Here is a 22054-nt window from a genome sequence, read left to right on the forward strand (position 1 = left end):
ATGACTGAGCAATCCAACATACGGGGATATCCCCGCATAAGTCAAGGCACAGTCAGGAATGGGTGTATATACACAAGCAGCAGCGGCCTGCCAGTCGTTGACTGAACAGGCCATCGCTATATGGGATTGCATCGACAACAGAATGTTCGCTACAGAATGGGCTTGCCGCCAGTAACGCTGTACAGCGCTCCCGAGGTGTAGCTGGACTGATCGGATGCCAGCAGCACATAAATCGGCGCCACTTCCACGGGCTGGCCAGGACGTCCCAGCGGAGTCTGGCTACCGAAATTGCGAACCTCTTCCTCGGGCATGGTCGAGACGATCAGCGGCGTCCAGATCGGTCCTGGCGCCACGCTGTTTACCCGAATGCCGCGCTCACCCAGCATCTGCGCAAGGCCGCCGGTGAAGTTGGCAATCGCGCCTTTGGTGCAGGCATAAGGCAACAGGGTCGGCTTGGGCATATCGGCGTTCACCGAACTGGTATTGATGATCGAACTGCCTGCGGCCATATGCGGCAAGGCCGCCTGACAGATGCGAAATATCGCAGTGATATTGATATCGAAGGTCTTCACCCATTCCTCGTCGGTGATTTCTTCAAAGGTCTGGTGGGACATCTGGAAGGCTGCGTTATTGACCAGCACATCGATGCGGCCAAATTGCTCGACAGTCTGGTCGACGATATGCCGGCAATGTTCTTTCTGTGCCAGATCACCGGGCAGCAGCAGACATTGCCGGCCGGCCTGCTCGACCCAGCGGGCGGTTTCCTGCGCGTCTTCATGTTCATCGAGATAAGACAGCGCGACATCGGCGCCTTCACGGGCAAAGGCAATCGCCACCGCACGGCCAATGCCGCTGTCGGCGCCGGTAATCAGGGCAATCCGGTTTTCCAGCCGGCCTGCGCCGCGGTAACTCTGCTCGCCGCAATCGGGATAGGGCTCCATCTTCGCCTGCGAGCCGGGAACCGACTGCGCTTGATTCGGGAAGGGAGGTCTTGGGTAATCAGTCATTTGTTTCTCCTGAGGTGAAGTGAAACAGGCAGGAGCCGTGCATGGCCCATGAAATATCTGGCCCGCAGCTCGGGAGCATCGTTCACACAACCGCAGGCAATGACTGACGAATGGTCTTTGAGCGAGGTTTTTGCGCTCACCTCGAATAAAGCACTTGCACGCACAATCTTATGGTATACCATCATACGAAATACAACAGCGCTCGATCCGGGAGTCCTACATGAGCTTTGAAATTCGCAAGATCGTTAATTACACCGAAGAGACGTTCATCGAAGGCGGTAAGGCGACCGACAAGCCAGTGACCATGGTCGGCCTGGCCGTGGTGATCAAGAACCCTTGGCTCGGTCGTGGTTTTGTCGAAGACCTCAAGCCTGAAATCCGCGCCAATTGCTCCGAGCTGGGTGCGTTGATGGTCGAGCGCCTGACTGCTGCCATCGGCGGCGCCGACAAGATCGAAGCCTACGGCAAGGCCGCTGTGGTCGGTGCCGAAGGCGAGATCGAACACGCCTCGGCCGTGATCCACACCCTGCGCTTCGGCAACCACTACCGTGAAGCGGTCAAGGCCAAGAGCTACCTGAGCTTTACCAACAAGCGCGGCGGCCCGGGCACTTCCATCCAGATCCCGATGATGCACAAGGATGACGAAGGCCTGCGTTCGCACTACATCACCCTGGAAATGCAGATCGAAGACTCGCCACGCGCCGATGAAATCATTGTCGTGCTGGGCGCTGCCAACGGTGGCCGTTTGCATCCGCGCATCGGCAACCGTTACATCGACCTGGAAGAACTGGCTGCCGAGAAGGCCCAGTAATCAACCTCCTCCATCAACAATGCTGCGCAGGAGCGATCCATGATTCAGCTCACCGCTGAACGCACCCCGGCCGGGACCAGTTATCTGGCGACCGGCCAAGGCCACCCTGTGGTGTTGATTCACGGGGTTGGTCTGAATAAAGAGATGTGGGGCGGACAGATCGTCGGTCTGTCTCCACACTACCGAGTCATTGCCTACGACATGCTGGGTCATGGTTCGAGCCCGCGCCCGGACCCGGATACCGGTCTGCCCGGTTATGCCGAGCAACTGCGCGAACTGCTCGATCACCTGGGCCTGCCCCAGGCCACGGTGATCGGTTTCTCGATGGGCGGACTGGTGGCACGGGCTTTCGCCCTGCACCACCCGCAGTACCTGTCGGGCATGGTGATCCTCAACAGCGTGTTCAATCGCACCGCCGAACAACGCGCCGGCGTGATCGCTCGCACCAGCCAGGCTGCCGAACACGGGCCGGACGCCAATGCCGCCGAGGCCTTGTCGCGCTGGTTCAGCCGTGAATACCAGGCTGCCAACCCGGCGCAGATCGCAGCCATTCGCCAGAACCTGGCCAGCAACGATCCGCAGGGTTACCTGACCACTTACAAGCTGTTTGCTACCCAGGATATGTACCGCGCCGACGATCTGGGCGATATTCGTGCCCCGACGCTGATTGCCACCGGCGAGCTTGACCCAGGCTCCACCCCGGACATGGCCCGCCAACTGGCGATGCGCATCCAGGGTGCCGAGGTTGCGATCCTGCCCGAGCAGCGGCACATGATGCCGGTGGAATCGCCGCGTCTGGTCAATCAGGTGTTGCTGGACTTCCTCGACAAGTCGGCGGCTCTACACAATCCGGTAAAGGGAATCGTTGCATGACTCTCACCCGCTTTCAGATGTGCATCGACGGCCAATGGGTCGATGCACTTTCCGGCAAGACCTTTGACAGTCTCAACCCTGCATTGGCCGAACCCTGGGCACAATTGCCCGATGCCGATGAAGCCGACGTGGAACGCGCCGTACAGGCCGCGCAAAAGGCTTTTGAAGGCAAGGCCTGGCGTGGACTGACGGCAACTGCGCGGGGCAAGTTGCTGCGCAGGCTGGGCGACCTGATCGCCGAGAACAAGGAGCAACTGGCCCAACTGGAAAGCCGTGACAATGGCAAGCTGATCCGCGAAACCCGCGGCCAGGTGAGCTATCTGCCGGAGTTCTTCCACTACACGGCCGGCCTTGCGGACAAGCTCGAAGGCGGCACCCTGCCCCTCGACAAGCCTGACCTGTTCGCCTACACGGTTCACGAGCCGATGGGTGTGGTTGCCGGGATCATTCCCTGGAACAGCCCGCTGTACCTGACGGCTATCAAACTGGCGCCAGCACTGGCGGCAGGCAACACCATCGTACTCAAGCCTTCCGAACACGCCTCGGCAACCATTCTGGAACTGGCGCGCCTGGCGCTGGAAGCCGGGATTCCACCGGGCGTGGTCAACGTGGTGACCGGCTACGGTCCCAGCACCGGCGCGGCCCTGACCCGCCATCCGCTGGTGCGCAAGATCGCCTTTACCGGCGGCGCAGCGACTGCTCGCCATGTAGTGCGCAGCAGCGCGGAAAACTTCGCCAAACTGTCGCTGGAACTGGGCGGCAAGTCTCCGAATATCATCTTTGCCGACGCCGATCTGGACAGCGCCATCAATGGCGCAGTGGCCGGCATCTATGCGGCCTCGGGACAAAGCTGTGTATCCGGCTCGCGCCTGCTGGTGCAGGACGAGATCTACGACGAATTCGTCGAGCGCCTGGCCGAACGAGCCAGCCGCATCCGGATCGGCAACCCGCAGGACGAAACCACCGAAATGGGCCCCATGGCTACCGCCCAGCAACTGGCGGTCGTCGAAGGTCTGGTGGCCGATGCCCTGGCCGAAGGTGCACGCCTGCGGCTGGGTGGCAAACGTCCGCAAATGGCCGGCGAAGGCTGGTTCTATGAGCCGACCCTGTTCGAGTGCGATAGCAACTCGATGAAGATCATGCAGGAAGAGGTGTTCGGCCCCGTCGCGTCGGTCATTCGTTTCAAGGACGAAGCCGAAGCGCTGGCGATTGCCAACGACTCGCAGTTCGGCCTGGCAGCCGGTATCTGGACCCGCGACCTGGGTCGCGCGCACCGTCTGGCCCGCGACGTGCGTTCAGGTATCATCTGGGTCAATACCTATCGAGCCGTATCCGCCATGGCCCCCATCGGCGGATTCAAGAACAGCGGCTATGGCCGTGAAAGCGGTATTGACTCGGTACTGGCCTATACCGAGCTGAAAACGGTATGGATCAATCTATCGCAGGCCCCTATGCCTGATCCTTTTGTAATGCGTTAAGTGAGGCGGCGGCAATGATAGAACCCGGCATTTATAAAGAAGTCATGGCGTCCTTTCCTTCGGGCGTCACCATCGTCACCACCCTGGACCCCGAAGGCAGCCTGGTCGGCATCACCGCCAGCGCGTTCAGCGCACTGTCCATCGATCCGGCACTGGTACTGTTCTGCCCGAACTATGCCAGCGACACCTACCCGATCCTGCGCGACAGCAAGAAGTTCGCCATTCACCTGCTGTCTGCGGAACAACAGGCCGAAGCCTATGCTTTTGCCAGCAAGGGCAAGGAAAAGACCAAGGGCATCGAGTGGCACCTGAGCGAGCTTGGCAACCCGTTGCTGAGCAAGGCGACGGCGATCATCGAATGCGAGTTGTGGCGCGAATATGACGGCGGCGATCACGCTATCATCGTCGGCGCCGTGAAAAACCTGATCCTGCCCGAGACACCTGTGACCCCGATGATCTATCACCGTGGCAAACTGGGAGCCTTGCCACCTTTTGCATAAGAGGCGCGCTTGGTGGTTCGCGGCAACGGCGTGATAAACTCGGCACTTTCCGGGCGATGTATGCCCGGTCATGTGCCAGCCCGGCGATTGGCCAGGCTGACGCCATGAACGCGACCGCATTGTTCTGGCCGTGTTTTTCACATAGACAGCCTCACTGAGCACAACCGATGAAACGCCTGCCACTCGACGACAACTTCAAGGTCAATCGCAATCCCGTTACCCTGCGGGAGATCGTGCTCGACAAATTGCGTAGCGCGATCATGAACTTCCAGCTTCTGCCGGGCGACCGCCTGGTCGAGCGGGACCTGTGCGATCGTCTGGGTGTCAGCCGCACATCGGTGCGCGAAGCCTTGCGGCACCTGGAGTCCGAGGGACTGGTAGAGTTCGCCGACGCCAAGGGGCCGCGAGTTGCCATCATTACCCTGGAAGATGCCTGCGATATCTACGAGCTGCGTTGCGTGCTCGAAGGCCTGATCGTCCAGCTCTTTACCCTGCGAGCCAAGGCCAAGGATATTCGTGCCCTGGAAAAGGCCCTCGAAGAGAACCGCAAGGCCCTCAACGATGGCGAGCTGCAGCAGGTCATCGATTCGGTGCAGAGCTTTTATGACGTGCTGCTTGAAGGCTCGGGCAATCACATCGCCGCCACCCAGTTGCGTCAGTTGCAGGCACGCATCAGTTATCTGCGCGCCACTTCGGTGTCACAACTCAACCGGCGCGGTGCCAGCAGCCAGGAAATGGAGCGCATGGTCGAGGCGATCAAGAGCGGCGATCCGCTGGCCGCGCATCAGGCGTCCGTCGATCACGTACGCAATGCCGCCACCGTGGCGCTGGAATACCTGAAGTCCAAGCAGGACGACGAAGCCAAGGTCCGCGACATCGTTGCCCCGGTCGCCATCAAAGAACCCCGAATAGGTCGCTGACATGCCTGCGCCGCGCTTTTGTCCGCAATGTGGCAGCTCTGATCTCGGTCAGCGCGTTCCACCGGGCGATACCCATGCGCGGCTGATGTGCAGCAGTTGCAACTACATTCACTACGTCAATCCGAAGATCATCGCCGGCTGCATCATCGAGCAGGAAGGCAAGTATCTGCTGTGCCAGCGGGCAATCGCCCCACGCCCCGGCACCTGGACCCTCCCCGCCGGCTTCATGGAAAGCGGCGAAACCACCGAGCAGGCGGCACTGCGCGAAGTCTGGGAAGAAAGCGGCGTGCGCGCCGAAATCATCTCGCCCTACTCCATCTTCAGCGTGCCGAAGATCAGCGAGGTGTACATCGTGTTCCGGGCCATAGCCCTGGAAATCACCGGCCAGTTCGGCCCGGAAACCCTGGACTACAAGTTCTTCGCACCCGAAGACATTCCCTGGGACAGCATCTATTACCCTGCCATCCGGCAAATCCTGGAGCGCTACATCACCGAACGCCAGGCCGGGGTTTATGGGCTCTACATGGGCAATGACGATACCGGGAAGGTGCATTTCATTCGCTGAGTGCCCCTGGGAACGAATTCATTCGCGAAGAGCCAGTACATTCAGCAAAAAATTCAGTGCCTGGAATACTGCCTTCGCGGATCAATCCGCTCCCATACATCCATGAAACCTGGCAATCCGCCGGGTCAAACGCCTTCGACAATCACGATCTCGGCCTTCGCCACACCCAGACGATGACTCATCGCTTGCTGATACTCGGCCGAGCGATAACAGGCCAGTGCCTGCTCGTACGACTCGAATTCGATGACCACAGTACGTTGCGGCGTCTCGCGCCCCTCGACCGCTTCAGAGCGCCCACCGCGTGCCATGAATTTGCCACCAAATAATTTGAACGCGGCTGGCGCTCGCTGGGTATATTCGCTGTACTGATCAGGGTCGGTTACGTCAACGTTTGCAATCCAATAGGCCTTCATCGCGATCTCACTGTTTCAATGATAGGGAATCTATGAAATATTCTGTCTTATGGTATACCACAAATTTTTAATCCATAACACCGAGAGATCCTGAGCATGGCGTTCGATCGCATCGAAGACATCATTGAAGACTACCGCCAGGGCAAGATGGTCCTGCTGGTCGACGACGAAGACCGCGAAAACGAAGGTGACCTGCTGCTCGCCGCCGACCGCTGCACCCCGCAGGCAATCAGCTTCATGGCCCGTGAGGCGCGCGGCCTGATCTGCCTGACCCTGACCGACGAGCATTGCCAGCGCCTCGGCCTGGAGCAGATGGTGCCCAGCAATGGCAGCGTCTTCGCCACGGCCTTTACCGTTTCCATTGAAGCCGCCAGCGGCGTCAGTACCGGGATTTCCGCCGCCGATCGCGCCCGGACCGTACAGGCTGCAGTCAACCCCACGGCCTGCGCTGATGATCTGGTACAACCCGGACATATCTTCCCGTTGCGCGCCCGCGAAGGCGGCGTGCTGACCCGCGCCGGGCATACCGAAGCCGGCTGCGATCTGGCGCGCCTGGCAGGCCTCACTCCCGCCTCGGTGATCGTCGAAGTGATGAACGATGACGGCACCATGGCCCGCCGCCCGGACCTGGAACTCTTCGCCGAAAAACATGGCATCCGCATCGGCACCATTGCCGACCTGATCCACTATCGCCTGAGCACCGAGCACACGGTCGTGCGGATTGGCGAGCGCGAGCTGCCGACCGTCCACGGCACCTTCCGCCTGTTCAGCTACGAGGACCGGATCGAAGGTGGCGTGCACATGGCCATGGTGATGGGCGATATCCAGCGCGATTACCCGACTCTGGTGCGCGTGCATGTGGTGGACCCGCTTCGCGATCTGGTAGGCGCCGAGTACACCGGTCCTGCCAACTGGACGCTATGGGCGGCGCTGCAGAAGGTGGCCGAAGAAGGACGCGGCGTGGTCGTGGTGCTGGCCAATCATGAGTCCTCCCTGGCCCTGCTCGAACGCATCCCGCAACTCACCCAACCGCCACGCCAGTACACCCGCTCGCAGTCGCGGATCTATTCGGAAGTGGGTACTGGCGCACAGATATTGCAGGATCTCGGCGTGGGCAAATTGCGCCATCTTGGCCCGCCCCTCAAGTATGCAGGACTGACCGGATACGATCTGGAAGTGGTTGAAAGCATTCCTTTTACAGGCTGACCGTCACCCTCAAACGGGTCACCCGGCAGTCTTCAAGGTGTAACGTTTAACCCAGTAAACAAAGGCTTTCAGGGGAAAAAATTTCAAAATAGCGGTGTTCCGGCAGGGCAAAATACTTGCACAAAGTTTGGAATACCATAATATGACATTCCGTAGACCGAAGGTTTTGTCAGGTGCCCCTCCTTGCGGAAGGACAAGCCCAAACAACAGCTCCTGACACGGTCGCCAGTTTCTCGGTCCACTGGACCTACTGCTCCCGAATACGCGGGCAAGAAAAGCCCGCTCAAAACACAACAAATGAGGGCGTGAAAATGGTGTTGAACAAACGTGCAACTGCAGCTCTTGCTGCTGGCGTGTTGGCTTTCTCGAGTCTCACAGCCATGGCCGCCGAAAGCGTCAACTTCGTCAGCTGGGGTGGCTCGACCCAGGATGCACAGAAGCAGGCGTGGGCGACTCCCTTCACCAAGTCCAGCGGCATCACCGTTGTGCAGGATGGCCCTACCGACTACGGCAAACTCAAGGCCATGGTCGAAAGCGGCAACGTGCAATGGGACGTCGTGGATGTGGAAGCCGACTTCGCCCTGCGTGCTGCCAGCGAAGGCCTGCTCGAACCCCTCGACTTCACCGCCATCAAGCGCGACCGTATCGACCCTCGCTTCGTCTCGGACCACGGTGCCGGCTCGTTCTTCTTTTCCTTCGTACTGGGCTACAACGAAAGCAAGGTAGGCGCCAAGACTCCGCAGGACTGGTCGGCCATGTTCGACACCAAGACCTATCCCGGCAAACGCGCCCTGTACAAATGGCCAAGCCCTGGCGTGCTGGAACTGGCACTGCTGGCCGACGGTGTAACCCCAGACAAGCTCTACCCGCTGGATCTGGATCGCGCCTTCAAGAAACTCGACACCATCAAGAAAGACATCGTCTGGTGGGGCGGCGGCGCGCAATCCCAGCAACTGCTGGCTTCGGGTGAAGCGTCCATGGGCCAGATGTGGAACGGTCGTGTCTACGCCCTGCAACAGGACGGCGCACCCGTGGGCGTGAGCTGGAAACAGAACCTGGTCATGGCCGATTTCCTGGTTGTCCCCAAGGGCGCCAAGAACAAGGCAGCAGCGATGAAGTTCATTGCCGAAGCGACCAGCCCCAAAGGCCAGGCCGACTTCTCCAACCTCAGCGCCTATGCACCGGTCAACCTGGACAGCATCCCGCGCCTGGACTCGACACTGGCACCCAACCTGCCAACCGCCTATGCCCAGGATCAGATCACTCTCGACTTCGCATACTGGGCCAAGAACGGTCCTGACATTGCGACACGGTGGAACGAATGGCTGGTCAAGTAAAAATGACGGCTATTGCTTCCCGTCAATCCAACCCGGCCGGTGGTGCGTCAAGCACCGCTGGCGCGGCTTGCACCAAGGCAGTGACGATGCAGTCAAAAACCACTTTGTCACAACGCTGGCGCGGCAGTCGCAATCTGCTGCCGGCACTGCTCTTTCTGGGGCTTTTTTTCTTCGCACCACTGATAGGCCTGTTGCTTCGCGGTGTGCTGGAACCGACTCCCGGCCTGGGCAACTACGAACAACTGTTCGCCAACTCCGCCTACGCCCGAGTGTTGTTCAACACCTTCTCGGTGGCGGGCCTGGTGACACTGTTCAGTCTGTTGCTGGGCTTCCCGCTGGCCTGGGCGATCACTCTGGTACCACGCGGCTGGGGCCGCTGGATCCTGAATATCGTGCTGCTGTCGATGTGGACCAGCCTGCTGGCCCGCACCTATTCCTGGCTGGTGCTGCTGCAGGCTTCCGGAGTCATCAACAAGACCCTGATGGCCATGGGCATCATCGATCAGCCGCTGGAAATGGTGCATAACCTTACCGGCGTGGTGATCGGCATGAGCTACATCATGATTCCGTTCATCGTCCTGCCGCTGCAGGCAACCATGCAGGCCATTGACCCGATGGTGTTGCAGGCCGGCTCCATCTGTGGCGCCAGTCCCTGGACCAACTTCTTCAGGGTATTCCTGCCGCTGTGTCGCTCGGGACTGTTTTCCGGGGGCTTGATGGTTTTCGTCATGTCGCTGGGTTACTACGTCACCCCTGCCCTGCTCGGTGGCGCGCAAAACATGATGCTGCCCGAATTCATCGTGCAACAGGTGCAGTCGTTCCTGAACTGGGGACTGGCGAGTGCGGCTGCCGCACTGCTGATCCTGATCACCCTGGTGTTGTTCTACTTCTACCTGAAGCTCCAGCCGGAATCCCCGGTCGGCGCCAGCAATGCGAGGTAAGCCATGCTCCTGACTCCCAATGCCATGAGCACGCGCCTGCGGTTCGGTCTGTACCTGACCACCGGCCTGATCGCGCTGTTCCTGTTGCTGCCGATCCTGTTCATCGTGCTGCTGTCGTTCGGTTCCTCGCAGTGGCTGGTATTCCCGCCGCCGGGCTGGACGCTGAAGTGGTATCAGCAGTTTTTCTCCAATCCGGAATGGATGGAGGCTGCGATGTCCAGCTTCAAGGTTGCCGTACTGACTACCATCAGCGCCGTCGCACTGGGCCTGCCGACCGCCTTTGCACTGGTACGGGGACGCTTCCCGGGCCGTGACATGCTGTATGGCATCTTCACCCTGCCGATGATCGTACCGCTGGTGATCATCGCCGTGGCCGTGTATGCGCTGTTCCTCAAGCTGGGCTATACCGGCACGCTGTTTTCGTTCGTGGTCAGCCATGTGATCGTCGCGCTGCCGTTCACCATCATCTCGATCATCAACTCGTTGAAGCTGTTCGATCAGTCCATCGAGGATGCCGCGGTGATCTGTGGTGCCTCGCGCATCCAGGCAATCATCAAGGTCACCTTCCCGGCCATTCGTCCCGGCATGATTGCCGGTGCGCTGTTCGCGTTCCTGGTGTCGTGGGACGAGGTGGTCCTGAGCGTGATGATGGCCAGCCCGACCCTGCAAACCCTACCCGTTAAAATGTGGACCACTCTGCGTCAGGATCTGACCCCGGTCATTGCAGTCGCTTCGACGCTGCTGATCGCCCTGTCGGTGCTGGTCATGTTCATCGCCGCGACCCTGCGTCGCCGCAACGAAGCCCGGAGTACCTCATGAGCGCCGTAATCAAAGACAACGCGCAACACGACCCGAAAACCCTGGTCAGCCTGTGCAACCTGAACAAGCATTACGGCGACTTCGCCGCCGTGGACAATATCGACCTGGATATTCAGGACGGTGAGTTCCTGACCTTCCTGGGCTCCAGCGGTTCGGGCAAGAGCACCACGCTGTCGATGCTCGCCGGGTTTGAAACACCAAGCTCGGGGGAGATCCTGGTCAGCGGAAAATCGCTGGTCAACGTGCCACCGCACAAGCGCGATATCGGCATGGTGTTCCAGCGTTATTCGCTGTTTCCGCACCTGTCGGTACGCGACAACATCGCTTTCCCGCTGGCGATTCGCAAACTGCCGGCGGCCGAACGCGAGAAGCGTGTCGATGCCATGCTCAAGCTCGTGCAACTGGAACAGTTTGCCCATCGCCGCCCTTCGCAGCTCTCTGGCGGTCAGCAGCAGCGGGTTGCCATTGCCCGGGCGCTGGTCTATGAGCCACGCATTCTGCTGATGGATGAACCGCTGGGCGCGCTGGACAAGAAGCTGCGCGAAGACCTGCAGGATGAGTTGCGTCAGTTGCATCGGCGCCTGGGCATCACCATTGTCTACGTGACTCACGATCAGGAAGAGGCCATGCGCCTGTCGCAGCGTATTGCGATTTTCAGCCATGGCAAGATTGTCGGTCTGGGGACCGGTTACGATCTGTACCAGAATCCGCCGAATGCATTTGTCGCTTCGTTTCTCGGTAACTCGAACTTTCTCAAGCTCAAGGCTCAGGGCAATGCGGTGGCGACTTTCGAGGGTGCGCCGCTGTCGATTCGCCTGACTTCCGGGCTGAAGACCGATCAGGACGTTTTGTTGATGATCCGTCCGGAGAAAGCTCAGGCGCTGAGTCTTCAACAGGCTGCGGCGACACCGCTGGAGCAGGGTTGGAACGAGGTCACGGCCAAGGTTACGGAGGTGCTGTTCCTCGGCGAAAGCCAGACTTGCGCAGTTGTCACTCCGGGTGGCACGGCCATGACGGTCAAGGCGCTGTCGGCCACTGGCCTGCAGTTGCAGACGGGTGATCCGGTCCGGGTTCGCTGGGCGACGGCTGATGCCTGTATCTATACCGAATGGGCTGAAGGCGATTTGAACAAGGCGGCCGGGGCGCATTGAGGTAGCAGCTTTTCGGTATTCCCGGCAGCACAGATGTATCAAGGCTGCTAATGGTTCCGCCTTCACGACGGGCCCCTTTGTTACGACAAAGGGGCGAAACCATGGACTCCGGTTCGGCCCAGCCTGACGGCTGGATTCCCTTGCGTCTTGGCCGCGAGCAATCTGTAGGCGCCAATTCATTCGCGAAAAACCCGCAGGCAAAAAAAAGGCCGTACCTACCTGGGAGTACGACCTTAAAAGCTTCACTGTCTTGAAGGGGGTTGCGCTATTTGGCGGTGATCACCGACAACTTGGTAATCCCTGCCCGTTCGATAGAGGCCATGGCCCGGGCCACTTCGCCGTAGTTCACATCGTTGTCGGCCTGGAGCTGTACGCGGACCTGTGCGTCTTTGGCCTTGGCGGCCTGCAGATTGGTTTCCAGCAGGTCGGCCTGGATTTCATCTTTGTTGATGAACACCTTGCCCTGTCCGTCGATGCTCACCACCAGCGGGTCTTTCTGTTCTGCCGGGGCGACGGCCTCGGTCTTGGGCAGGTTGATCGGGATCGAGTTGGTCAGCAGTGGCGCGGTGACAATGAACACCACCAACAGCACCAGCATCACGTCCACCAGCGGCGTCACGTTGATTTCGCTGAGCACTTCATCGCTGTCTTGAGTGGAGAAAGCCATATCAGGACGCCTCCTTCACTTTCTGGCCAGCAGCGGTAGCGCCATTCTTGGTCAGCACCGGATGCAGCAGGACACGGAAGGCATTTTTCTGCGCCAGGCTGTAGAAGTCATGGGCGAAGTCGTCCAGATCGGCAGCGGTCAGCTTGAGGCGACGCAGGAAGTAGTTGTAGACCAGCACTGCTGGCACCGCGACGGCGATACCGACACCGGTAGCAACCAGTGCCGCACCGATCGGGCCAGCCACCGTTTCCAGGCTCGCAGAACCCGCCGCGCTGATGCCCTTGAGCGCCGACATGATGCCCCACACCGTGCCGAACAGGCCGATGAAGGGCGAAGTGCTGCCGATACTGGCGAGAATTGCCAGGCCGGTTTCAAGCGAACGACGCTCACGTACGATCTGCTGGCGCAAGGCGCGCTCCAGACGATCCTGATGGTTGATCGACTGGCTGAGGTCAGTCTGCTGATTGCCCTCGTGCACCTGAATCGCCGCATAACCGGCCTGGGCAACGCGAGCGGCAGCGCCCGGTTGCTGATGGGCCAGCTCAGCAGCCGAATCGAGGCTCGAAGCCGCCCAGAACTGCTTGTGGAACTTGCGATCCTGGGATTTCAGGCGGGAAAACTGGACGCCCTTGAGCAAGGCCAGGCCCCAGGTTACGACGGAAAAGACCACCAGCAGCCAGATGACCGCGTGTTCGATTGATTCAAAAGGGGATGCCAGTAAGTTCATGTCTGTGCTCTCGTGCTGATACGTCAGGTCTGGTGTCGCGATGCTCCTTTTGTCAGGTGGCCCGCATTGAATCGTTGAAACCGTTATTTGATCTTGAAGTCGATGGGTACGCTGACCCAGCCGTCCTGGGCGACATCGCCCTGTTTGGCCGGAACGAAACTCCAGCGCTTGACGGCCGCCAGTGCGGCTTCATCGAGCGATTCACGACCACTGCTTTTCTGAATCTGGATCTCTCCGGGCTTGCCGCTGGCCAGTACATGCACCCGCAACAGCACCGTTCCTTCCCAGCCCCGGCGCATGGCCAGCGCCGGATATTCCGGAGCCGGGTTGCGCAGATAACCGGCGCTGGCCGAGGCCGGTGTCACCGGAGCTGGCGCGGGTGGTGCCGGAGGTGCAGGCGCGGCGACCGGTTGTGGCGGCGCAGGTGGCGCGGGAGGTTGCTCCACCGGCTTGGCAACAGGCTTGGGAGTCGGCGGCTTGACCACCGGTTTGGGTTTTGGCTTGGGCGGTGGTTTTACGGCCAGCTCATCCTCGACCGGAGGCGGCGGCTCGACCACAGGTTGTACGACAGGCTCGGGCGGCGGTGGCGGAGTTTCCACTACGGGCGGCGCGGGCCGGGAAAATTCGATGGTCATCGGCGGGATTTCCGGCGGTACGACCGGCAGCACAGGTGTCGGGGTCTGGCTCAGCCAGTAGATCACCGCGCCATGCAGTACCAGAGCAAATGCGCCGAGCAGAATGGCTTCACGGCGTGCCAGGATCGGCTTGGGCGTGCGGTGTAACCGCGACAGCAGCAAGGGTCCCCGGAAAGGACGCCCCAGATCGACCAATTCGCCGCTCGGCGTTTGGCGCCAAGGCACTTCATGTGCACTGGCTGCGGTCTGGACATTGCCCATTGATACACTCCTGCATTTTTTTCAATAAAAAATCCAGGTTCTGTTGGTATCAGTCACCTTTCAAAGTTGATAGCGCAGGGCAATCATCTCCGATCCTTCTTGCTCCCGAAAAGAATATTTAGTTCTCCTGTTATTCATAAAAAGAATATAAAAACACTCCAGCCATGAAAAAGCCCCGGCATGCACAAGCATGACGAGGCCTGGAGGAAGGAGCCTGGCGTAATCAGTGACCGCTATGATCACCGTGGCCGGAATGCCCCTGAGTCGTCAGCGCCCGGGCAGGCGCAACCACCTGGATCGACTCGCGCACGCCCTTGTCGTTTTCCACGGTCAGGGTCAGTGGCACTTTATCGCCCTCCTTCACCTGAGCCACCAGGCCCATGAGCATCACGTGATAGCCGTCAGAATCAAGCGTCACGGTCTTGCCGGCTGGCAGGTCGATGGACTTGACCTGCTGCATGCTCATCACATCGTTCTTCATGCTCATCTGGTGAATCTGCACGGTTTTAGCCGCAGGCGAGCTGACTTCCACCAGTTTGCCGCTGGTGGTCGAGGTGATGTTCATGAAAGCGCCGGTTGCAGGCTGGCCGGCAACCGTGGCGCGTACCCAGGCGTCGTCCACGGTGGTCTGCGCCTGTGCCGACAGGCTTGTGCCCAGCACGGACAGGGCCAGCAACAGGCTTTTGCAAGGAGTGACGTTCAGGGCATTACGAATCAGAGCATTCATCAACAGACTTCCATAAGAGTGAGCAGGTCTTCTGCACATTGTTGGGCGGTCAACTTGTGCGACAGTCCCAGGCGTAATACGCCACGGGTGTCGAATACATAACTGGTGGAGGTGTGGGAGATGGTATAGGTATCGCCCAGCGGCACCTTCTCGTAGAACACCCCGAATTCCTTGGCGGTGGCTGCGGTTTCTTCCAGCGTGCCGGACAACGCTATAAAGCTTGGATCGAAGGCCTTCACATAGGCATCGATAACCTTCGGCGTGTCCCGCTCCGGGTCCAGGGTAATAAACACCACCTGGAAGGTATCGGAATCGGCGCCCATCAGTTTCTTGATCTGCGCAGCACGGGCCAGCGCGGTCGGACAGACTGCCGGGCACTGGGTAAAGCCGAAGAACACCATTGGCATATAGCCGCGGAAACTCGACAGGCTCATCACCTCGCCCTGCAGGTTCCTGAGCTTGAAGTTGCGTCCCAGAATCTGGTTGCTCATGTCCTTGCCGTGCTTGAACGGCAAGGCATTGGAGTTATTGCAACCGGTCAGCACGCCAAGGCTCAGCAAGGAGAGGCCCGCGACCACTTCGCGACGGGTCAGGTATTGAGTCATGCACTACAGTCCTTTAAAGGGAAACAGGCAAGGCATGCAGCGCGTCACAGGCTTGATGCGCTACAGACAACCAATCAGGCAGGACCGGGAGTCAAGGCGCCTGAGGCACCAGCCCTGGCGAAGTGTGGCGGGAAGATTCGCGCATCAGCCCGGGCGGGATGAGCAGCCTGACATTGCGCGCGCGCAACAGCCAGCCCAGGCCGATGAAGAACACCACGATGCCGGTGAGTTTGCCGGCAAAGGTGCAGTCGAGCATGGCCAGTTGCATGACCAGCGCATGTCGGGTCTCGTCCGGTGCCGTCATCGACAGTGACGAGTCCGCCTGATCCCCACAGATTTCCGCAGCCGGTGCGGAAGAAAACGCCGCCAGCATCTGCCCGTGGCTGATGCTGCACATGAGGCCATTGAACAGGATGAAGCCATACAGCATCCAGGCAATGAGCGAGCGGTGGGTTCGGACGAATTTCATGGCGGCAAATTTAACATTCCCGCGCCCGGGCGAACACCGCGAATACGTAAGCGGCGTATGGCGCCGGGCACGAACCGTGCGGTTCCGGGCCATTGCCGCAGGTGCGACAAAGTGGCGCAGGCTGGGCAAACGAGATCAGCACGCGCGAAAAAGCAGGATTCGCCAAAGCTATAAATGCAATTTATGCATTATAAAAAACAACTTAAATTCAAATTATTAATAATTAGCTTATACCGAAAAGAACTTTCACATGACTCTTTCATAACCTTATATTCCGCCCACAGACCGACCCTTACCCGTGGAGGCTCAGAAAACTTTCCTAACCCGACAAGGATCACCCTCCATGGCCGTCACTGCCCGCGCCTGCGCAACACCTCTGCCCCCTCACCTTTTCAAAGGCATGGCCCTCATTGGCCTGGGGCTGATAAACCCGGTCCAGGCGGCTGAAGAATCCGGCACTGACACCCGTCTGGACAAGGTCACAGTGATCTCTACCGGGATTCGCGGCAGCGAACGCAGTGTGACCGACAGCCCAGCGCCCATCGATATTGTCACCAGCGAACAACTGCTCAAGACCGGACGCGCCGACCTGACCGAAGCCATCGCCAAGCTGCTGCCTTCGTTCAACTACGGCACCAACGTCGCGGGCTATAACTCCACCATCCGTCCCCTGTCCAACCGCAGCCTGGCACCGGCCTACACGCTGGTGCTGGTCAATGGCAAACGCCGTCATAACAGCGCCCTGCCCGCCAACGGTTCGACCGACAGCAGCGGCGCCAACTCGGTGGACATCGACATGATCCCCATCAGTGCGGTGGAGCGGATCGAAGTCCTGAAAGACAGCGCCGCCGCTCAATACGGCTCCGACGCCATCGCCGGGGTCATCAACGTGATCCTTAAATCCAGCTCCCAGGGCGGCCACCTGGGCGTGACCTACGGCAAGCTCTACAGTGGCGAAGGTGAAGTGACCAAGTTCGAGGGCAATAGCGGTTTTGAGCTGGGCGATGGCGGCTTTCTGCATCTGTCGGCCGATGCCCGCAAGCGCGGGGATGCCAGCTGGAATGAAAAGGCGACCAACAACGCCTACTTTCCCGGCGACCCGCGGGAAGCCACCTGGGATCGGGTCGGCGTCAAGAATGGCGACCCACAGATCAAGGCCTTCAACCTGGCCTACAACGCCGAACTGCCGCTGGATGAACAGACGCGGCTGTATTCCTACGGCACCTATGGGCAGCGCGACGCCATCATCAATAACTATTTCCGCTACCCCAACGGCAACGCCAACATCCCCGAACTGTTCCCCGATGGCTACTACCCGCTGAATAACCTGGACGACACCGACTATCAATACCTGATCGGCGCCAAGGGCGAATCCCTAGGCTGGAACTGGGACCTGAGCACCACCTACGGACGCAACAACAACCATCAATACAGCGACCGGACTATCAACCCGTCGCTGGGCCTCGCCACGCCGACCTCATTCGATGACCTGGCGACCTACCGTTTCGAGCAGTGGGTGAACAACCTGGATATCACACGCGCCTTCGATGGGCTGTTCGGCGTGCCCTTGCAGGTTTCCGCCGGGCTGGAACATCGCTGGGAACGCTTCCGCACCTTCTCCGGCGATCCTCAGGCTTATCAGGTGGGCGGCTATCGTTTCCCGGCCAGCCTGCCCAATGGCCAGCCCAACCCGCTGGCAGGTCAACTGGCGTCGATTGCCGCACAGGCTGCGGCCGTCATTTCCCCGCAGGACGCCACCAGCATCAAGCGCAATAATTATGCGGCCTATGTCGATTTCGGCATCACGCCCATAGAGCCACTGTTTATCGATCTGGCCTTGCGCGCCGAGCACTTCGATGACGACTCGGGCAACACCCTCAGCGCCAAGCTCAATTCGCGTTATGAGTTCACCGACACTTTTGCCGTACGCGGCACCGTGGGGACCGGCTTTCGGGCGCCGTCCCTGACCCAGATCGGCTACAGCATCTCCGACAACCGGGTCGGCGCAGCACCGGACGGCACCATCGTACCCGCCGTGACGCGCATCGCACCGGTCAATTCGGCGCTCGCCCAGGCGCTCGGTGCGACCACACTGGAGCCGGAAAAATCGCGCAATCTGGGCCTTGGCCTGACCTGGCAACCGGCAGCGCGTACCAGCCTGACCGTGGATGCCTACTGGATCGAAATCGCCGACCGCATTGCGCGCACCGAAAGCCTGTACGGCCCCGCACTGGCACCGATTCTCACGGCACAGGGCGTGGACACCAGCACCTGGACGTCCTACTACGCCAACGCCTTCGACACCCGGACCCGTGGCCTGGATATCGTGCTCGACCATTCGAGCCGCTATGGCGCCTTTGGCGATGTGCGCTGGAGCGCCGGATTCAACTACAACAAGACCGTGATCACCGAGGTCAAGAGCGACCCGGCCGCCCTGCAGGGACTGGGCGACAACACCGGCGGCAGCCTGACCTGGGTCGGCCGCGCCCGGGAAGGCGACCTGACCGATGCCCAGCCAAAGACCAAATGGGTATTGGGTGCCAACTGGACCCTCGGTGATCTGAACGTAAACCTGCAAACCACCCGCTATGGCAAGGTCAAGACGCTTCAGCAACTGGAAAGTGGCGACCGCAGTTTCGGTGCCAAATGGATCACCGACCTGGACCTTTCATACACCATCGAGGACAACATCACCCTCAGCCTGGGCGGCACCAATATCTTCGATGTGCGCCCGGACAAGAACGCGGTTGCCTCGGCCAACGGCCTGAACCTGTACAGCAACCCGCCCTTTTATCCAGGTGGCGGGTTCTGGTACAGCAAGATTGCCTATGACTTTTGAGCATGGGTCATAAAGGTTCCACTCCGGCCAGAATCGCCACCTCATCCATCCCGTCGGCGGCCAGTGAGCTGAAGTGCAACGGGTTGATGCCGTAGTAACGTCGAAAGACCTTGGCGAAGTGGCTGGCATTGGAATACCCGACCGCAGCCGCCACTTCGCTGACCGAGCCCTGCTGCTTGAGCAATTGCGCGGCCCGCTCGATACGGACCTTTTGCAGATAGCCATACACGCCGCTGTCATAGACGTCGCGAAAACCCTGCTTGAGCTTCTTGGTATTGAGTTCCACGCACTGGGCCAGCGACTCGATGGTCCACTCCTGTTCGGGATGGGCCTCAAGCAACTTGCGCGCTCGCTCCACCCGGGCCAGATCGCGACCACCGGCGTTCAGCCCCGTGAAACGCGCAAGGTCCTGAATATGCGCAGTCAGCTGTCCGAGCATTTCATAAGCCTTGCCACGCAGCAGCAGGTCCCTGGCAACGCCTTCCAGACGACAGCCGAGCATTTCCTGACCGATACGTCGGACCACATGCGGCGCAGGAAACTGCGCCAGCCGTGCAGAGCTGTCTGCGCTGCGGGTTTTCTCCCATGGGCCGTCGTACTCGAACAATTGGGTCGCCAGGTCCAGCATGCCCAGCCGGTGAGCGGCAAAGCTGATATTGACGCCGCGCCAGCGAGTGCCGGCGGGCACAAAACCCACGCCCTGCAATGGCACGGTCGAGTGAAACAGGCAGCAGTGATCTTCGCGCCAGCTCAAGGGAGAGGTGTCGGCAAAGCTGCGCCAGCCTGCGCAGTTGGCATGGTAGGAGACCGTCAACGAGGCTTCGCAAGAGGCGTCCAGGTGCCGGTCTTGCTCGACCTGCCATTCGATCAGGCGGATATCGAGTTCATCGCCCACCTCCTCGGTCAGCACCTTGGGCAACTCATAATCAGCGTGGTAATGATTGAGGCTCATGGGCACCTACTCTTTTGGGAATCAGACTCAAATGATAACACTTATCAACTATAGTGCCGATTGCGCGCATTAATACCCCGATCGCACGCGCAACAACATAACCATCGCAAGAAGATAGCGGCTTCCATTTACAGCCGAGTCTTCCCATGCAGCGCTCTATTCTCAGCATCGCGATCATGTGTGCCATATCCGGGCAAACCCTGGCGGACGATGTACTGACCTTGCCGGAAATGCAAGTGACCGCCAGCAAACGGACCCAGGCCCAGAATCAGACCGATCTGGCGCTGTCAGTGGCCAGCGATGCCGACCTTGAGCGTGCCAACGTCTATAACAGCGGCGATCTGGAACGGGTATTCCCCGAGCTGCTGATACGTAACACCGGCGCCAGCGTGTTTCCAAGCCTGAGCATGCGCGGGATTTCCTCTTCGGACCCTTACAATGCACCGGTCGCGGTCTACGTCGATGGCGTGCCGCAATATCTGGGCACCTTCAACCAGCAGTTGCTGGACGTCGAACACATCGAACTGCTCAAAGGACCGCAAGGCACCCTGTACGGCCGCAATGCTCATGCCGGGGCTCTGAACATCATTACTCGCCAGCCGGACAACACCCCGACCGCGACCCTTCAGAGCCGCTTCAGCAATCTGCATCAACAGGTCGCCGCCAGCGGCTCGGCACCGCTGATCGATGACAAGCTATTCATTCAGGGCACTGTCTACCATGACGACACCGATGGCGAGCTGACCGGCAGCGAGCACCATGGCGACAGCGACAACGGGGGCGGCAACGTCGCGCTGACATTCAGGCCCAACGAGGATTTCAGCCTGAAACTGGCCTATGCCCGTGACCGCCTGACCTCCTACAACGAGCAATACCTGGCTGACGCAACCTATGAAAAGCGTCGGGCCAGCGTGCCGCTGATGGAGTCGGTCTATGTCCGCCGGGTGGAAACCAGCAGCGCAATCATGGACTGGAATCTCAGCGACTCGCTGAAACTGACCTCCATCACTTCCTTGCAGAACTATCGCCACGAGCGGCTGTTCGGCGACATGGGGTTTCTCTGGCCGGAAAGCCAGCGCACCGTCAGCCAGGAACTGCGCCTCTCCACCCAGGGTGCCGACCGTGCCTGGGATGCAGTGGGCGGCCTGTACTGGCAGAAGAGTCGCAGCCATTCACAGCGCGAACCTGAAAATGGCGCGCCGTTGCTCGGTTCCTTCGGACTCGCCGACAGCCGTATCGAAAATACTGAAAAAGCCGTATTCGGTGAATTCACCTGGCATCTGGCGCCGCGCTGGGACCTGACTCTGGGCGCCCGCCACAGCGAGGAGAAAGCCGAAACCACCTACACCCAGGCCGATGCGCTGTTCACTCCGGGCTTCGTCTATACCGGCAACGACACCTTCACCAGCACCACCCCAAAAATCGCACTGGGCTTCCAGGCTACGCCGGATACCCGCCTGTATGCCTCGGTCAGCAAAGGCTTCAAGGCCGGTGGCTACAACCGCATCGGTTCGATCACCTCCGACTCGGTGGCTTACTCGCCGGAGAAATCGCTGAACATGGAAGTCGGCGTCAAATCCAGCCTGCTGGACAAGCGCCTGTGGCTCAACGCCGCGCTGTACCGTATCGATATCGACGATGTGCAGCAGTTCATCGGCGCCGCCGGCACCGGTACCCAGGCCTTGAGCAACATCGGCAAGGCGCGCAGCGAAGGCGCGGAAATGTCCCTCGACTGGCGCGCCGACGACGCCACGCTGATTCGCCTGGCCGGCACCGTCAATCGCAACCGCATGCTCGACTCCGACCGTCAGGGCAACAGCCTGACCTATACACCGGGACGCACCCTGCGCGCCTCGGCCGAACGCAGCTTCTACTTCGACAATCTGCTGGGCGAGCTGCGCCCCAGTGTCGGCATCAGTTACACCGGCCAGCACTACTTCGATGTCGACAACGAGGTTTCCCAAGGCGGCTACAGCCTGGTGGATGCACGCCTTGCCTGGCTGCCGAAACCGGATCTGGAGCTGGCGCTGTACGGCAACAACCTGGGCGACAAGGACTACCGGACTTACTCCTACATCTCCTCCGGCGCCCAGTTCAGCCAACCGGGCCAAGGCCGCGAGTTGGGGCTGAGCACCAGAATCACTTTCTGAC

22 protein-coding genes are annotated in these 22054 nt (G+C 60.0%); 13 read left to right on the forward strand and 9 right to left on the reverse strand.

Annotation, left to right across the window (positions count from 1 at the left end; genetic code table 11):
• Positions 1-149 precede the first annotated feature (149 nt).
• On the reverse strand, positions 150-1007 hold the full coding sequence (locus ALQ04_RS24320; protein WP_122318307.1) for an SDR family oxidoreductase: 858 nt from the start codon (positions 1005-1007) through the stop codon (positions 150-152).
• A 220-nt stretch (positions 1008-1227) separates the two neighbouring features.
• Here ALQ04_RS24320 and ALQ04_RS24325 point away from each other — a divergent pair, with 220 nt between their 5' ends.
• The 6 genes from ALQ04_RS24325 to ALQ04_RS24350 all read left to right on the forward strand — a co-directional run bounded on the left by ALQ04_RS24325 (position 1228) and on the right by ALQ04_RS24350 (position 6154).
• Positions 1228-1818, forward strand: a complete 591-nt coding sequence (locus ALQ04_RS24325; protein WP_122318309.1) for an amino acid synthesis family protein — start codon at positions 1228-1230, stop codon at positions 1816-1818.
• 39 nt (positions 1819-1857) lie between these two features.
• A complete protein-coding gene (locus tag ALQ04_RS24330) occupies positions 1858-2691 on the forward strand; it encodes an alpha/beta fold hydrolase (RefSeq protein ID WP_122318311.1) in 834 nt (277 codons plus the stop codon).
• On the forward strand, positions 2688-4169 hold the full coding sequence (locus tag ALQ04_RS24335; protein WP_122318313.1) for an aldehyde dehydrogenase: 1482 nt from the start codon (positions 2688-2690) through the stop codon (positions 4167-4169). The genes ALQ04_RS24330 and ALQ04_RS24335 overlap by 4 nt, the downstream gene beginning before the upstream one ends.
• A gap of 14 nt (positions 4170-4183) precedes the next feature.
• The gene (locus ALQ04_RS24340; protein WP_122318315.1) at positions 4184-4669 is read left to right on the forward strand and encodes a flavin reductase family protein; all 486 of its coding nucleotides are present in this window, start codon (positions 4184-4186) and stop codon (positions 4667-4669) included.
• Positions 4670-4836: 167 nt separating this feature from the next.
• A complete protein-coding gene (locus ALQ04_RS24345; RefSeq protein ID WP_122318317.1) occupies positions 4837-5589 on the forward strand; it encodes a GntR family transcriptional regulator in 753 nt (250 codons plus the stop codon).
• 1 nt (position 5590) lies between these two features.
• Positions 5591-6154 carry an NUDIX hydrolase gene (locus ALQ04_RS24350; protein WP_122318318.1) on the forward strand — a complete coding sequence of 188 codons (564 nt, stop codon included), beginning with the start codon at positions 5591-5593 and terminating at the stop codon, positions 6152-6154.
• A gap of 125 nt (positions 6155-6279) precedes the next feature.
• Here the strand turns inward: ALQ04_RS24350 and ALQ04_RS24355 are convergent, their stop codons facing one another.
• Positions 6280-6567 (reverse strand): DUF1330 domain-containing protein, encoded by a 288-nt coding sequence (locus tag ALQ04_RS24355; protein WP_122318320.1) that lies wholly within the window; start codon positions 6565-6567, stop codon positions 6280-6282.
• 96 nt (positions 6568-6663) lie between these two features.
• On the opposite strand from ALQ04_RS24355, the gene ribBA reads away from it, so the two are divergent.
• From ribBA to ALQ04_RS24380, 5 genes are all read left to right on the forward strand, one after another.
• Positions 6664-7773, forward strand: a complete 1110-nt coding sequence (gene ribBA, locus ALQ04_RS24360) for a bifunctional 3,4-dihydroxy-2-butanone-4-phosphate synthase/GTP cyclohydrolase II (protein ID WP_122318322.1) — start codon at positions 6664-6666, stop codon at positions 7771-7773.
• Between the two features lie 311 nt (positions 7774-8084).
• Positions 8085-9110: an ABC transporter substrate-binding protein gene (locus tag ALQ04_RS24365; RefSeq protein WP_122318324.1), complete on the forward strand. Its 1026-nt coding sequence runs from the start codon at positions 8085-8087 to the stop codon at positions 9108-9110.
• A complete protein-coding gene (locus tag ALQ04_RS24370; protein ID WP_122318326.1) occupies positions 9095-10051 on the forward strand; it encodes an ABC transporter permease in 957 nt (318 codons plus the stop codon). The genes ALQ04_RS24365 and ALQ04_RS24370 overlap by 16 nt, the downstream gene beginning before the upstream one ends.
• Before the next feature lie 3 nt (positions 10052-10054).
• Complete coding sequence (locus ALQ04_RS24375; protein ID WP_122318328.1) at positions 10055-10870, forward strand: ABC transporter permease; 816 nt, start codon at positions 10055-10057, stop codon at positions 10868-10870.
• A complete protein-coding gene (locus tag ALQ04_RS24380; protein WP_122318330.1) occupies positions 10867-12021 on the forward strand; it encodes an ABC transporter ATP-binding protein in 1155 nt (384 codons plus the stop codon). Before ALQ04_RS24375 ends, ALQ04_RS24380 begins: the two co-directional genes overlap by 4 nt.
• Positions 12022-12286: 265 nt before the next feature.
• On the opposite strand, the gene ALQ04_RS24385 is transcribed toward ALQ04_RS24380, so the two are convergent.
• The 6 genes from ALQ04_RS24385 to ALQ04_RS26995 form a co-directional block, all read right to left on the reverse strand.
• Entirely contained in the window at positions 12287-12688 is a 402-nt protein-coding gene (locus ALQ04_RS24385) for a biopolymer transporter ExbD (RefSeq protein WP_122318332.1), read from the reverse strand.
• A gap of 1 nt (position 12689) precedes the next feature.
• Complete coding sequence (locus ALQ04_RS24390) at positions 12690-13415, reverse strand: MotA/TolQ/ExbB proton channel family protein (RefSeq protein ID WP_122318338.1); 726 nt, start codon at positions 13413-13415, stop codon at positions 12690-12692.
• Between the two features lie 83 nt (positions 13416-13498).
• Positions 13499-14311, reverse strand: a complete 813-nt coding sequence (locus ALQ04_RS24395) for an energy transducer TonB (protein ID WP_122318340.1) — start codon at positions 14309-14311, stop codon at positions 13499-13501.
• A 223-nt stretch (positions 14312-14534) separates the two neighbouring features.
• Positions 14535-15038, reverse strand: coding sequence for a copper chaperone PCu(A)C (locus tag ALQ04_RS24400; protein ID WP_122318341.1), 504 nt, complete (start codon positions 15036-15038; stop codon positions 14535-14537).
• Entirely contained in the window at positions 15038-15643 is a 606-nt protein-coding gene (locus ALQ04_RS24405; RefSeq protein ID WP_122318343.1) for an SCO family protein, read from the reverse strand. Before ALQ04_RS24405 ends, ALQ04_RS24400 begins: the two co-directional genes overlap by 1 nt.
• Before the next feature lie 91 nt (positions 15644-15734).
• On the reverse strand, positions 15735-16112 hold the full coding sequence (locus ALQ04_RS26995) for a DUF2946 family protein (protein ID WP_183142269.1): 378 nt from the start codon (positions 16110-16112) through the stop codon (positions 15735-15737).
• Positions 16113-16455: 343 nt separating this feature from the next.
• Between ALQ04_RS26995 and ALQ04_RS24415 the strand changes: the two genes are divergently transcribed.
• A complete protein-coding gene (locus tag ALQ04_RS24415; RefSeq protein WP_122318345.1) occupies positions 16456-18951 on the forward strand; it encodes a TonB-dependent siderophore receptor in 2496 nt (831 codons plus the stop codon).
• Positions 18952-18958: 7 nt separating this feature from the next.
• On the opposite strand, the gene ALQ04_RS24420 is transcribed toward ALQ04_RS24415, so the two are convergent.
• On the reverse strand, positions 18959-19903 hold the full coding sequence (locus ALQ04_RS24420) for an AraC family transcriptional regulator (protein ID WP_122318347.1): 945 nt from the start codon (positions 19901-19903) through the stop codon (positions 18959-18961).
• 146 nt (positions 19904-20049) lie between these two features.
• Here ALQ04_RS24420 and ALQ04_RS24425 point away from each other — a divergent pair, with 146 nt between their 5' ends.
• Positions 20050-22053 (forward strand): TonB-dependent receptor, encoded by a 2004-nt coding sequence (locus tag ALQ04_RS24425; protein WP_122318349.1) that lies wholly within the window; start codon positions 20050-20052, stop codon positions 22051-22053.
• Position 22054 lies beyond the last annotated feature (1 nt).

It is taken from the genome of Pseudomonas cichorii (assembly GCF_003700275.1).
GTDB lineage: Bacteria > Pseudomonadota > Gammaproteobacteria > Pseudomonadales > Pseudomonadaceae > Aquipseudomonas > Aquipseudomonas cichorii_B.